This window comes from Amycolatopsis sp. NPDC114478 (assembly GCF_055633805.1).
Map to the genome: position 1 here is coordinate 77051 of NZ_JBVKDO010000016.1, position 13248 is coordinate 90298.

The following is a 13248-nucleotide window of genomic DNA, read 5'->3' on the forward strand; positions in this document are numbered from 1 at the left end:
GTCGCACCTCCTGTTCGTGGACAAGGGAGAAGTTCACAGCCGCACCGCCCGGTCCTCGTGCCAGCAAGTCAGCGGGCGCAGACCCGCCGGGCTCCACTCGCCGGCCACCGTCAGCGGCCGACCCGCCGACATCGCCAGCAACGACCACGGGAACGCGTACGGCACCAGCGGCACCGCCGTTCCGTCCTTTTCGGACAGACACCAGCCGCTGCCGTGTTCCGCCGGCGTCACGCCCGACAGCAAGACCGGCCAGCGCTCCAGCCACGGGTCCGCCGCCATCGCCCGCGCGTAAGCCGCCAGCGCGTCGGAAATCGACCCGCCGGACGCCGACGAGGCCGCCAACGGGATGCCGCGCTCGACCACCAACGCCCGCAACGGTGCCGCGCCCGGGTAGAACGCCAGCTCCGCCGTCAGCAAATGCCCTGGTGGCAACGAAGAATCCAGCGGACGGCCCGGCGGCGCGAACGACAGCACCAGCGCGTCCCGGCCCGTGTCACGGCCGCGCAGCCACGTCCGGCGCGTCAGCAGCCGGTCGTTCTCCTCGTCCGCCGCGCCCGTGATCAGCCATTCGTCCGCTACCCGCTCTCCCTGCTCGAGCACCCGCGCCGTCTCGACCGAAAACCCCAGCCGGGTGCGGACCGTTTCCGCCAACGGCAACGGCAGTGCGGCCAACCGCGTCGCCGAATCCGCCAGCAGGTAGACCAGCGACAGCTCGCCCAGCAGCGCTTCCGGCCAGTCGCGGCGGCCGACGATCCCCGCCGCCCGGCGCAACCCGCCCGCCAGGCCGGACGCCTGCGCGTCCACCATGCGTGCCGCCACCGTGCGGAGCTCTTCACCGCCGCTGCGCTCGAACCCGGCGAAACCCGCACCGATCCGGTCGGTCAGCCAGATCTTCAGCTCCGCGACGCCGCCTTCGACCCGCGCCGCCCGCTCCGAAGCGCGTCGAGCGGCCGCTTCCTCGTCCTTGGGCCCGGCCGCCTCCGCGCGTTTCTCCGCCTTGCGAGCGCGGTCGGCGCGTTCGGCGAGCCACGTGTGCACCCACTCGGGTGGTTCGGCCGGCGGCACCTTTCCCGCCGCCCACACCAGCAACAGCCCGAGCGCGTGCTTGCACGGGAACTTCCGGCTGGGACAGGAACACCGGAACGCGGGCTCGGCGAGCTCGACGCACGTCTGGTACGGCTTCTTGCCACTGCCCTGGCAGAAGCCCCACACGGCGTCTTCGGACGCACCCGCGCCCGACCACCTCGCCGGCGCGGCCAGCGCCCGGCCCGCCTTCTCCGAAGCGGGATCCGGCGCCAGCCCGGCCACGCGTTCCGCGGTCCACGGCACCGCCGTCACCACCTGTCCCCCCACTGTCGCCCTCGCTTTCCGGTACTCGCTGAAGCATGCCAGCACCCACCGACAATTTCCGGAAGCCTTGACGAACCGAGCTATTCCAGCACTAGAATACCGACGTGCTGACCGACGCGGAACTGACCGTCCTCGGCCTCGTCGTCGAGCGGCCGAGGCACGGCTACGAGCTGGACGAAGTCGTGTCGGAACGCGGCATGCGCGAGTGGACCGCCCTCGGGTTCAGCTCGATCTACTACGTCCTCGGCAAACTCCGCGACCGCGGCCTGGTCGCCGAGGTCGCGGAAGAACGCGCGCACGCCAAGGCCAAGAAGACGTACACGGCCACCGACGCGGGCCGGCGGGCCTGCGCGGCGGCCGCGGAGGCGGCCGTCGCCGAACTGCGTCCGGTGCACCCGCCGGTGCTGGTCGGGCTGGCCAACAGCCCGGCGATCCCGCCCGGCCGGCTCGCCGCCGCGCTGGCCCGGCGCGCCGAAGCCGTCGCGGAACGCCTGGCCGAAGTGCGCCGAGCCGCGCAAGCCGACGCCCCGCCGTTCGTCCGCGCGATCTTCGACTACTCCATCAAGCAGCTGGAAGCGGAAGCCGCGTGGCTGGAAGGACTGGCCTGATGCCCTACGACGTCAAGAAGGACCTGAAGCAGCTGTACGCGCCGAAGAACACCGACTGGGCGCTGCTCGACGTGCCCGAACAGCAGTTCCTCGCGATCGATGGCCAGGGCAACCCGAACACGGCGGAGAGCTACAAGAAAGCCGTCGAAGCGCTCTACGCCTTCGCGTACACGATCAAGATGACGGCCAAGCGCACCGGCCAGGACTTCGTCGTCGGCCCGCTCGAAGGCCTGTGGTGGGCCGAGGACTACACGGCGTTCACCGTGCGCGCCAAGGACTCCTGGCGGTGGACGATGCTGATCTCCCTGCCGGGACACGTCGGTGAGGAAGCCGTCGAAGAAGCCCGGGAATCGGTGCGGCGCAAGAAGAAGATCGACCCGCCGGTCCGTCTCGAGAAACTGCACGAAGGCCGCTGCGCGCAGGCGCTGCACATCGGCTCGTACGACGACGAGGGCCCACTGCTTGCCCGCCTGCACGGTGACTTCCTGAAGCGCGAAGGGCTCAAAGAAACCGGGCTGCACCACGAGGTCTACCTCGGCGATCCACGGAAAACCGAGCCCGCGAAGCTGAAGACCGTGCTGCGTCAGCCCGTCGGCTGATCGAGCTCGGCGAGGCCGCTTTCCCACCGCGCCCGCCGCTGCTCGGACGTCTGCTCCCACCACGGCTCACCGCGCTCGCCCAGCGCCACCTTCGCCGTCTGGGTGCGCGCGCGGTCCTGGACGCGCCGGGCCGCCATCAGGTGCTTCTGCAGGCGGTCGCGGACGTCGTCCGGGATCGCGGGGTCCGTCGCGCGCCACCGGCGGCCGTTCACGACGATGTAGCGGCCGTCCGGGGTGTGCTCGGGCATCAGTACTCGCTGCTGACCGGCCAGGTGTCGTCGTGCAGCAGGCGCTTGAGGATCTTGCCCGTCGCGTTGCGGGGGAGGTCCGGCACGAAGTACACGTCACGCGGCACGGCGAACCGGGCCAGCCGCTGGTGGATGTAGGCCCGAATGTCCTCCGCGTGCAGCGAGGCGCCGCGCCGCGGGACGACGTACGCCGCCAGCCGCTGGCCCCACTCCGCGTCCGCCACGCCGACCACCGCCGCGTCGTGCACGCCGGGCAGCGCCACCAGCGCTTCTTCCACCGGACGGGGGAACACGTTCTCGCCGCCGGACACGATCATCTCGTCGGCCCGGCCGGTGACGAACAGGCGGCCCGCCGCGTCCAGGTAGCCGACGTCGCCGGTGGCCATCAGGTCCGCCGCCCGCGCCGGGTCCTTCCCGTTCGTGTAGCCGTCGAACAGCATGTCGTTGCCGACGAAGATCTGGCCTTCGCCGCCGGGCGGGACGGGCTTGCGGTCCTCGTCGAGGATCGCGACGCGCGTGCCGAGCGGGCAGCGCCCGGCGGTGCTGGGCGCCGCGCGCAGGTCGGACGGGCCGGCGATGCTCGCCCAGGAGACCTCGGTCGAGCCGTAGAAGTTGTAGAGGACGTCCCCGAAGGTGTCCATGAACTGCGTGACGAACGAGCCGGACATCGCCGACCCGCTGCTCGCGACGATCCGCAGCGACGACAGGTCGTAGCGCGCGCGGACCCGCTCGGGCAGGTCCATGATGCGCTGCAGCATGATCGGCACCGCGAACAGCGCGTCGCACTTCTGCTCGGCGATCGCCCGCAGCGTCTCCTCGGCGTCGAACTTGCGGATCAGCGCCAGCGACGCCCGCAGCGCCATGCCGATCTGCATCGCGGCCAGGCCCCAGCTGTGGAACAGCGGCGCCGCGACGAGGATCCGGTCGCCGGCGCGCAGCGGGATGCGGTCGAGGATCGCCGCGGCCGAGCCCAGGCCCTTCGGCGTGGGGCGGCGCGCGCCCTTCGGCGTCCCGGAGGTCCCGGAGGTGAGCACGACCACGCGGCCCGGCCGGTCGACCGGCTTGGGCGGGTCGGCGGGCGCGGCGTGGATCAGCTCGTCGACGGTCGGGTAGCCGGTCTCGGCGTCCGGCCAGGTGCTGATCCGGGCGAACTCGCCCGGGACGTTCGCGATGGTCTGCGCGAACTCGTCGTCGGCCAGCACGGCGGCCGGCTGGTGCTCGGCGAGCACGTCCTTGACCGAGGCCGCGGACAGGCCGGTGTTGAGCAGGATCAGGTCGGCGCCGAGCTTGCTGGCGGCGACGAACGACTCGACCATCACGGCGTGGTTGCGGCACATCAGCGCGATCCGGTCGCGTTCGCCGACGCCGAGCTCGCTCAGCCCGTTCGCGAGCCGGTCGCTGCGCTCCTGGACCTGCTTGAAGGTGCGGAGACTGCGCTCGTCGTGCAGCGCAGGCTCGTCCGGGACGCGGGCCGCGGCGGCCTGGTAGCCGCCGGCGATGGTGGCGCCCCACTGGGCGAGGGAGTTGAGCTGGCGGGCGATCTTGTCGGGCCGGCCCGCGGACAGGACGCCGGCGCGCAGCAGGACGCTCGTGGTGCGCAGCTTGGTGGCCTTGTTGCCGTCGCGGTCGGCGTCGGGGTCGGCCTGCCCGGCGAGGTGCAGGTCGAGGCGCCGGGCGAGCGCGCGGACGTCTTTCTTCGCCGACGACACCAGATCGGCGTGCGACGGCGGCAGCATCATCCGGACGAACAGCTCGGTCTTGCCGCCGGCCAGCGGTCTCAGCTCGAGCGAGACCCACGTGCCTTCGTCGGGGACGCCGCACCACACGACGTGCTCGCCCGGCCGGTAAACGACAGCCTGGACCTGCGCCTCCATGATCGGCCCGCGTTCGGGCGCGATCCGGATCACGCCCCGGGGCCCCCGGCCGCGCGCGGCGTGCTCGACGATCTCGCACCCGGCGATCTCCGGCACGAACCGCGAATACCACTCCGGCGAACCGACGATCTGCCACACCACATCCGGCGTGTGCCCGACCACGGCGCTCGCCTCGACTACATCGTCACGCATCGTCTGCCCTCACCGCAGGGGATCACCGAACACACGTTCAGGTCACGGAGACGTCACAGTAACAGCAAACGGGTGATCCGGGATACTCCGAACGGCCAGATACCGGAGAGTAACGGACACTCGTAGTAGGTCTTCCTAGCGTCCACTGTGGAGTGATTAACGCCGTTCACCGAGCATAACGGCCACGGGGAGTGTGCGCAGGATTGTCTGCGACGTCTTGAATGACTCGTTCCCGGCCTCTGATGACATGAAGGAGTCGTTCCTGTTATTTCGGGGCATACCGGGCAATCAGCTCAGAACCGAGGCGGGCCAGCTCCGCTTTGACGGACTCCGGTGACTCGACTTCCACGAGCGCACCCCACCCCGCCAGCTCCTGCGCGATCATGATCGGCGCCGGTGCGGCGACCCGCGCGCGGACGCGGTCGCCCGGCAGGTCCGCGATCCGCTCGCAGTGGCGGCCGAACCGGTCGCGCAGCACGGCGAAGTAGCGACGGTCGAGCACCACGTCCGCGGTGAGCAGCGACCGGCGCTTCTCGATCTCCTCGACGACCGCCGCCCAGACCTTCGCCAGTTCGAGGTCCGCCGGGCGGTCCGCGGCTTCCTCGGTCGGGACGGGCTCGGCGATCCGGTCGACCCGGAACGTCCGGCGCCCGGCCGGAGTCCCGGCGACGAGGTACCAGACGTCGTCCTTGTCGACCAGCCCCCACGGGTCGACGAGCCGCTCGCGCCCGCTGTAGGTGAACCGGACGCGCCGGCGCGCGATGACGGCGTCCCGCAGCAGCTCGACCATCGGCGGCCGGTCCTTGACGCGTTCGCCCCAGCCGGCCGGGTCGACGACGACCGCGTCCGCGGCGGCCTCGGCGTCCGGACGGAACGTGCCGGGCAGCGCGCCCATCAGCTTGCGCAGGGCCGATTTGACCTCCGGGGAGGCGGCCGCCGCGGGGCCGGCCAGGAGGAAGAGGGCCTGCGCCTCACGCGCGGTGAGGCCGGACAGGTCGGTGCGCGCGCCGCCGACCAGTTGCCACCCACCACCGCGGCCCGGTTGCGGGTAGACGGGCACGCCAGCCGTCGAGAGCGCTTCGAGGTCGCGGCGAGCGGTGGCGACGGAGATTTCGAGTTCGGCGGCGAGTTCGGCGGCCGTGACCCGGCCGCGCGCCTGCATCAGCAGCAGGGTGGCGACAAGACGGTCGGCGCGCATGGACGAAGTGTCGCAAACAAAGTGCTCACTCGGTGAGCACTTTGACTCCGCATGATGGCGTCAGACCGCTTGAGAGGAGCAGACATGCTGCGAGGAATGGCCACCGTTTCCTACTTCGCCGACGACCACGCGGCCGCGCAGGCCTGGTACACCGAGTTCCTCGGCGTCGAGCCGTACTTCCAGCGGCCCGGGTACGCCGAGTTCCGGATCGGGGACTACCAGCACGAACTCGGTCTCATCGACCGGAAGTACGTGCCCGCGAGCATGGGCGGGGCGAGCGGGGAGATCGTCTACTGGCACGTCGACGACCTCGACACGACCGTCGCCCGCCTCTACGAGCTGGGCGCCAAGGAGTACGAGCCGATCACCGAACGGGGGCCCGGGTTCGTGACGGCATCGGTCGTCGACCCCTTCGGGAACGTCCTCGGTGTCATGACGAACGCGCACTACCTCGCTGTGCTGGCGGAACGCTCGTGAGGCGGTAAGCCTCCTTCACGCACTTGTCGCACCGCTCGTGCCGGACCGTCTTCTCCGCGGGATCCGTTCCGTAGAACGGGAAGCAGCCCGCGCCGCAGCTCGCGTAGTAGATCAGGCCCAGACGGACCTCGCCGCGGCCGACGTAGTGCGCGAGACGGCGGCGCGGCTCCGGACCGCACTCCGGGATCCAGCCATGGGCCGGAAGGCGGGCGGCGGCGATCTCGTCGAGCGCGCCCGCGCGGCTGATCAGGTCCGCGCCGAGGCACGTGAGGCGCTCGCCGAGCTCGCGCATGCCGTCCGCGCGCAGGGGCGGGCCGGCGAGCCAGGCGACGTCGCCGGGGAGCGTCGCGGCCAGGTCGCGCAGACGGGTCAGGAGGGCGTGGTCCGGGTCCATGACCTGCAGGAAACCTGACGCGGATTTGTGACACCAGCCGACGAGCGGCCGCGGGAAATGTCGGACCCCGGTGACAGAATGCGCTCATGGCGACACCCTTCGCGACACCCCGGGCGAGAGCGCTCGGCTTCGGGCTGCGTGAGTCGAGGATGGCCCGCAACCTCGGCGTGCGTGAGCTGGCGAGGTTGATCGGGGTGCTTCCGCAGGAACTGTCCAATTGGGAGTACGGGAAGCGGATTCCCAAGGTGGAGCAGGTGGCGTTGCTGATGGGGGTGCTCGTGGTGGAGCCGGGGGAGCGGGCCCGGCTCCTGGAACTGGCCCGAACGGCGCGCGAGCCGAGCTGGCTGGAGCGCTCGGTGCCGCCGTTTGTTTCGGCCTACGTGCAGTACGAGCGAGCGGCCTCGGAGATCTTCAACTGGGAACCGCTGCTGATTCCCGGCCTGCTGCAGACCGACGAGTACGCCCGGGCCATCCTGGCGGCCGGTGGCCTGGCGGCGAGCGAGGTCGAGAACCTGGTCCTCGTCCGGCGAAGCCGGCGAGGTGTGCTCGCCGGGCTGCGCCCGGCGAGCTTCCACGCGGTGATCGATGAGCGAGCCTTGCAGCCGGGGATCGCGGAGAGCGAGGTGATGGCGGGGCAGCTTCGGCACCTCCTCGCCGCTTCGCGGCGGAAGAACATCCGGCTGCAAGTGCTGCCGAGTGGCGACCGCGCGCACGCCGGGCTGCACGGGAACTTCGCCATCTTCGAGTTCGAAGCCCTGCCGCCGATCATCGCGATCGAGGAATTCCGGGCGGTCGCGTACCTCTACGATGAGGATCAGATGGCCGGCTACCGCGAGGCGGCCGAGGGCCTGACGGCCTCGGCCTTGGATGAGCAGGGCAGCTCGGCGCTGATCGAGGCGATGGTCGCCGAACTGGAGGTGCGGAGTGAATCCGGGGGTGTGGCGGATCTCGAGCCATAGCGAGCAGGCGAACTGCGTCGAAGTGGCGCTCGGACCTGCGGCAAAAATCCGCGACACCAAGGACCGCGCCGGCGGCACCCTCGAAATCTCCACCCGATCGTGGGATGCCTTCCTGACCGACCTATGTCGCCCGGCACCACAGGATCTTCGCCAGGTGTAGTTCCCGCGCACATAGCCCGCGACCCGGGTCACGCTTACCGTTCCCGTCCATGACCAGCGATCTGGACGGGCGCACCGCCCTCGTCACCGGCGGGGCCTCGGGCATCGGCCTGGCCTGCGTCCGCGCGCTCGCCGCGGCCGGGGCGAAGGTGCACGTCGTCGACTTGGACGCCGCCAAAGCCGAAGCCGCTGCCACCGAGGTCGGGGGCTGGGCGCACGCCGCCGACCTCGCCGACCCGTCGACGATCGACAGCCTCCCCGCCGAGATAGACGTCCTGGTCAACAACGCCGGGATTCAGCACGTCGCTCCTCTCGAAGACTTCCCGCCGGACGTCTTCACGCGCATCCAGTCCCTCATGGTCACCGCTCCCTTCCTGCTGATCCGGCACGTGCTCCCCTCGATGTACGCGCGGGGCTGGGGCCGGATCGTCAACATGTCGAGCGTCCACGGGCTGCGGGCCTCTCCTTACAAAGCCGCGTACGTCGCCGCCAAGCACGGGCTCGAAGGCCTCTCGAAGGTCGCCGCCCTCGAAGGCGCCACGCACGGGGTCACCAGCAACTGCGTGAACCCCGGGTACGTCCGCACCCCCTTGGTGGACAACCAGATCGACGCGCAGGCCATCGAGCACGACATCCCGCGCGAGGACGTCGTCTCCGAGGTGCTCCTCAAGCGCGCCGCCATCAAGAAGCTCATCGAAACCGACGACGTCGCTTCCCTGGTGACGTGGCTGTGCTCGCCGCACGCCGGCCACGTCACCGGGGCGTCCATCCCGCTCGACGGTGGCTGGACAGCCGCATGAAAAGCCGCCTGAAAACCCACAAGGAAGTGGAGCCCGCAGTGAGCCAACCCCACCGGTCGGCGATCGCCAAGATCGTCGGCGCGAGCCTGATCGGCACCACCATCGAGTGGTACGACTTCTTCCTCTACACCTCGGCCGCCGCCCTCGTCTTCAACAAGCTGTTCTTCCCGACGGCGAACCCGCTGACCGGCACGCTGCTGGCGTTCCTGACCTACGCCGTCGGGTTCCTCGCCCGCCCGATCGGCGGCCTGGTCTTCGGCCACTACGGCGACCGGCTCGGCCGCAAGAAGCTCCTGATCGTCAGCCTGGTGCTGATGGGCGGCTCGACGTGCCTGATGGGCGTCCTGCCGACGTACGCGAGCGCGGGCGTCGCCGCTCCGCTGCTCCTCACGCTGCTTCGCCTGGTCCAGGGCTTCGCGCTGGGTGGTGAGTGGGGCGGGGCCGTCCTGATCGTCTCCGAGCACGGCGACGACCGCCGCCGCGGCTTCTGGGCGAGCTGGCCGCAGTGCGGCGCGCCCGGCGGCAACCTCCTCGCGACGGCCGTCCTGGCGATCCTGTCCGCGACGCAGTCGGACGCGACGTTCATGTCGTGGGGCTGGCGCGTCCCGTTCCTGCTCTCGGGCGTGCTGCTGCTGATCGGGCTGTGGATCCGGCTGGCCGTCGCCGAGTCGCCGGTGTTCCTGGCCGCGCAGAAGCAGGCCGAGAGCCGCACCGAGAAGCACGTGCCCGTCGTCGAGGTCTTCCGCGACAGCTGGCGCCAGGTGCTGGTCACGATCGGCGCGCGGATGGCGGAGAACGTCTCGTACTACGTGATCACCGCGTTCATCCTCGTGTACGTCACGACCGGGCTGCACCTGCCCAAGGGTGTCGGCCTGACCGCGGTGCTGATCGGCTCGGCCGTGCACTTCGTGGCGATCCCGCTGTGGGGCGCGCTGTCCGACCGCGTCGGCCGCCGGCCGGTGTACCTGTTCGGCGCGATCGGGATGGCCTTGTGGGGCTTCGCGTTCTTCGCGCTGCTGGACACGAAGTCGACGCCGGTGATCGTGCTGGCCGCGACCGTCGGGCTGGTGCTGCACGGCGCGATGTACGGGCCGCAGGCCGCGTTCTTCGCCGAGCAGTTCCCGACACGGGTGCGCTACACCGGCCTCTCGGTCGGCGGGCAGCTGTCGTCGATCGCCGCGGGCGCCGTCGCGCCGCTGATCGCCGTCGCGCTGTTCTCCGCGTGGGGCAGCACCGTGCCGGTGTCGCTGTACGTCGCCGCGATGTGCGTGATCACGGTGGTCGCGCTGCTCGCGGCCCGCGAGACGCGCGGCGAATCGCTGCACGACGACGACGTCCAGGCGGAGACGGCGGCCGTTTCGCCCTAGCATGACGGCCGTGACCGGATCGACCGACGCGGTGCGCCGGCTGCTCGACCTGCTCGCCTCCGGGGCGAGCAGCGAGCAGCTGGCGCACGTCGTCGTGGCCGCCCGTGCCGAGGGCACCCTCGGCGCGGCCGACCTGGCCGCGCTGGCCAGCGCGGGGGAGCTGGCACTGCGGATCCGCGAGACCCTCGCGGAGCACCGGCGGCGCGAGGCCCAGCTCGGCGCGCTGTTCGACACGGCGAGCGAGCTCGCCGGACTGTCCGATCCGGACACCGTGCTGCGGTCGATCGTCCGGCGGGCGCGGGCCCTGCTGAACGTCGACGTGTCCTACCTGTCGCTGAACCGCGAGGCCGAGAACAAGACGTACGTGCGGGTCAGCGACGGGTCCGTGTCGGCGGAGTTCCAGCAGATCGTGCTCGGCATGGGCGAGGGCCTCGGCGGGCTGGTCGCGCAGACCGCGCGGCCGTACGCGACAGCCGACTACTTCAACGACGACCGGTTCAAGCACACGCGGCACATCGACTCCGGCGTCAAGGACGAGGGCCTGACCGCGATCCTCGGCGTCCCGCTGGCCATCGGGCCGAAAGTGCTGGGCGTGCTCTTCGCGTCCGACCGCGCGACGCGGGAGTTCAGTCCCGACGAGGTGGCGCTGCTGTCGTCGCTGGCCGACCACGCGGCGATCGCCCTGGACAGCGCGAACCTGCTCGACCAGACGCGCCGGGCCGTCGCCGAGCTCAACGAGGCCAACGCGACGATCCGGGCGCACACCGAGGCGATGGAACGCGCCCAGGACGCCCACGACCGGCTGACCGACCTGGTGCTGCGCGGCGGCGACCTGCCGGACGTCGCGGCGGCGGTCGCCGGGGTGCTGCACGGCGACCTCACGGTGTACGACGCCGACGGCACGCTCCTCGCCAGCTCGGCTTCCCCAGCCCCGCTGGACCCGGACGCGCTCGCCGCGGCCCGCGCCGCCGGGCGGGCGGTGTCCACAAAGGACACCTGGGTGTGCGGGGTGCAGGCCGGTCCGGAGCTGCTCGGCAGCCTGGTGCTGGCCGGTCCGGACGGGCTCAGCGACCCCGACCGGCGGCTGTTCGAACGCGCCGGCGTCGTGACGGCGTTGCTGCTGATGCTGCGGCGGTCGGTGGTGCGGGCCGAGGACGAGGTCCGCGGCGAGCTGCTGACGGACCTGCTCACCGCGCCGGACCGCAACCCGCGGGCGCTGCTCGCGCGGGGCCGCCGGCTGGGGATCGACCTGTCGGCGCCGCACGCGGTCCTGGTCGCGCACGCGGATGGCGGCTCGCGGCGACGGCTGGCGAGCGCGGCCGCCCGGCACGCGACGCTGGTGGGCGTGCACGCGGAGGAGGTCGTGCTGCTGGGCGCGGGCGACCCGGACGAGCTGGCGCGGCGCGTGGCGGCCGACCTCGGCGCGGCGACCGGCCGTCCGGTGACGGTGGGGGCGGCTGGCCCGGCGAGCGGCCCGTCGGCGATCGCGTCGGCGCACAGCGAGGCGGCCCGCTGCGTCCGGGCGCTGCTGGCCCTGGGCCGGACCGGCGAGGGCGCGGCGATGGCGGGGCTGGGGTTCCTCGGGCAGCTGCTGGGCGAGCACGCGGATCTGGACGGGTTCGTCCGGCAGACGCTGGGTCTGGTGCTGGACTACGACGCGCGCCGCGGGACCGAGCTGGTGGCGACGCTGCGGGCGTACTTCGCGAGCGGGTCGCAGCTGGCGCGGACGAAGGACGTGCTGCACGTCCACGTGAACACGGTGGTGCAGCGGCTGGAGCGGGTGGCGTCGCTGCTGGGGGAGGACTGGCAGGCCCCGGACCGGGCGCTGGAGATCCAATTGGCCTTGCGGGTGCACCGGCTAGGCGGTTGAGGCGAACGCCTTCGACCGCCACACCACGAGCGCCGACGTCAGGCCGCCGACCACCGCGATGAGGACCGCGACCGGGAGCATCCCGTGGTCCAAGCCGAGCCCGCCCAGTGCGGCACCCAGCGCGATGCCGATCTGGAACGCCACGATGTACACCGCCGACGCCAGGTCCGGGCGGTCCTTCGCCACCCGCAGGACCGCCGCCTGCAGTACCACGCCGATCCCCGCCGCCGGGCCCGCCCACGCCACGATCGCCGTCCCCGCCACGATCGGGCCCGGGGACACCAGCAGCGCCAGCATGCACGCCGCCAGGCCCGCCGTCGTGACCAGCGCCGTCGCGCGCGGGTGGTGGTCGATGCGCCGGCCGATCAGCACCAGGCCGAGCATGCCCACTGTGCCGTAGGCGAAGAGCAGGGCCGAAGTCGACGGGCCGGTCAGGTGGACGTACCGCGCGATCAGCGCCGTGACGTACGTGAACGCGGCGAAGTGCCCGGTCACCACGAGGAGCGTCGTCACGTTGACCGGGAACTGCGCGCGGTCGACGGCGATCCGGGAGCCGGATGCGGGGGCGACGGCGGGCATCGGGCCGACCGTGACGCGGATGACCAGCGCCGTCACCGCCGCGACGGCCGCCACCGCCAGGACCGCGAGCCGCCAGCCGAGGGTCGTGCCGAGCCACGAACTCACCGACAGCCCGAACAGGAACGCCAGGGAGTTGCCCGCGAACACCACCGCCGTCGCGCGGCCGCCCTGGCCGGGCCCGAGCAGGCGGGCGGCCATCGACGCGACGACCGACCAGAACACGCCGTGGCCCGCGGCCGCCACCAGCCGGGCCGCGATGGCGACGCCGTAGTTCGGCGCGACCGCCAGGACCACGTTGGACACCACGACCATGCCGAGCGTGACCAGCGCCGTCGTCCGGCGGTCCCAGCGGGACGTCAGCGCGACCAGCGGAACCACCGAGACCGCCACGACCAGCGCGTACCCGGTCATCAGCAGCCCGATCGCGGAGTCGCCGACCCGCAGCCCGGACGCGAGCTGCGGCAGCAGCGCCACGGGCAGGTTCTCCGAGGTCACGGACACGAAGCAGGCGGCGCTGAGCGCTCCGAGGGCCAGCCGCGTCCGGGGTTCGACGAGCATTGTTTAACGATACACA

At 71.8% G+C, this 13248-nt stretch carries 14 protein-coding genes; 8 read left to right on the forward strand and 6 right to left on the reverse strand.

The genetic code is table 11. The features are described 5' to 3' along the window. Positions 1 to 33: 33 nt before the first annotated feature. Complete coding sequence (locus tag ACZ7OH_RS35535; protein WP_470284854.1) at positions 34 to 1353, reverse strand: SWIM zinc finger family protein; 1320 nt, start codon at positions 1351 to 1353, stop codon at positions 34 to 36. 101 nt (positions 1354 to 1454) lie between these two features. Between ACZ7OH_RS35535 and ACZ7OH_RS35540 the strand changes: the two genes are divergently transcribed. Both ACZ7OH_RS35540 and ACZ7OH_RS35545 read left to right on the forward strand, forming a co-directional pair. Further along, positions 1455 to 1958, forward strand: a complete 504-nt coding sequence (locus tag ACZ7OH_RS35540; protein WP_470284855.1) for a PadR family transcriptional regulator — start codon at positions 1455 to 1457, stop codon at positions 1956 to 1958. Then, a complete protein-coding gene (locus ACZ7OH_RS35545; protein WP_470284856.1) occupies positions 1958 to 2557 on the forward strand; it encodes a GyrI-like domain-containing protein in 600 nt (199 codons plus the stop codon). The genes ACZ7OH_RS35540 and ACZ7OH_RS35545 overlap by 1 nt, the downstream gene beginning before the upstream one ends. Here the strand turns inward: ACZ7OH_RS35545 and ACZ7OH_RS35550 are convergent. From ACZ7OH_RS35550 to ACZ7OH_RS35560, 3 genes are all read right to left on the reverse strand, one after another. Continuing rightward, a complete protein-coding gene (locus ACZ7OH_RS35550) occupies positions 2542 to 2805 on the reverse strand; it encodes a hypothetical protein (RefSeq protein WP_470284857.1) in 264 nt (87 codons plus the stop codon). The two genes, ACZ7OH_RS35545 and ACZ7OH_RS35550, sit on opposite strands and share 16 nt — an antisense overlap. Then, complete coding sequence (locus tag ACZ7OH_RS35555) at positions 2805 to 4871, reverse strand: AMP-binding protein (RefSeq protein WP_470284858.1); 2067 nt, start codon at positions 4869 to 4871, stop codon at positions 2805 to 2807. The genes ACZ7OH_RS35550 and ACZ7OH_RS35555 overlap by 1 nt, the downstream gene beginning before the upstream one ends. Positions 4872 to 5136: 265 nt before the next feature. Beyond that, entirely contained in the window at positions 5137 to 6069 is a 933-nt protein-coding gene (locus ACZ7OH_RS35560; protein WP_470284859.1) for a helix-turn-helix transcriptional regulator, read from the reverse strand. A 96-nt stretch (positions 6070 to 6165) separates the two neighbouring features. Between ACZ7OH_RS35560 and ACZ7OH_RS35565 the strand changes: the two genes are divergently transcribed. Next, entirely contained in the window at positions 6166 to 6546 is a 381-nt protein-coding gene (locus ACZ7OH_RS35565; RefSeq protein WP_470284860.1) for a VOC family protein, read from the forward strand. Here the strand turns inward: ACZ7OH_RS35565 and ACZ7OH_RS35570 are convergent. Continuing rightward, complete coding sequence (locus ACZ7OH_RS35570) at positions 6500 to 6940, reverse strand: hypothetical protein (RefSeq protein WP_470284861.1); 441 nt, start codon at positions 6938 to 6940, stop codon at positions 6500 to 6502. The genes ACZ7OH_RS35565 and ACZ7OH_RS35570 overlap by 47 nt on opposite strands. A gap of 86 nt (positions 6941 to 7026) precedes the next feature. On the opposite strand from ACZ7OH_RS35570, the gene ACZ7OH_RS35575 reads away from it, so the two are divergent. From ACZ7OH_RS35575 to ACZ7OH_RS35595, 5 genes are read left to right on the forward strand one after another with little or no spacing between them, the layout of a single operon-like run. Beyond that, a complete protein-coding gene (locus ACZ7OH_RS35575; protein WP_470284862.1) occupies positions 7027 to 7899 on the forward strand; it encodes a helix-turn-helix domain-containing protein in 873 nt (290 codons plus the stop codon). A gap of 22 nt (positions 7900 to 7921) precedes the next feature. Beyond that, on the forward strand, positions 7922 to 8059 hold the full coding sequence (locus ACZ7OH_RS35580; RefSeq protein ID WP_470285023.1) for a DUF397 domain-containing protein: 138 nt from the start codon (positions 7922 to 7924) through the stop codon (positions 8057 to 8059). Positions 8060 to 8108: 49 nt separating this feature from the next. Beyond that, positions 8109 to 8858, forward strand: a complete 750-nt coding sequence (locus ACZ7OH_RS35585) for a 3-hydroxybutyrate dehydrogenase (protein WP_470284863.1) — start codon at positions 8109 to 8111, stop codon at positions 8856 to 8858. Positions 8859 to 8896: 38 nt separating this feature from the next. Further along, the gene (locus ACZ7OH_RS35590) at positions 8897 to 10225 is read left to right on the forward strand and encodes an MFS transporter (protein WP_470284864.1); all 1329 of its coding nucleotides are present in this window, start codon (positions 8897 to 8899) and stop codon (positions 10223 to 10225) included. 1 nt (position 10226) lies between these two features. Next, entirely contained in the window at positions 10227 to 12095 is a 1869-nt protein-coding gene (locus tag ACZ7OH_RS35595; RefSeq protein ID WP_470284865.1) for a helix-turn-helix domain-containing protein, read from the forward strand. On the opposite strand, the gene ACZ7OH_RS35600 is transcribed toward ACZ7OH_RS35595, so the two are convergent. Beyond that, positions 12084 to 13232: an MFS transporter gene (locus ACZ7OH_RS35600; protein ID WP_470284866.1), complete on the reverse strand. Its 1149-nt coding sequence runs from the start codon at positions 13230 to 13232 to the stop codon at positions 12084 to 12086. The two genes, ACZ7OH_RS35595 and ACZ7OH_RS35600, sit on opposite strands and share 12 nt — an antisense overlap. Positions 13233 to 13248 lie beyond the last annotated feature (16 nt).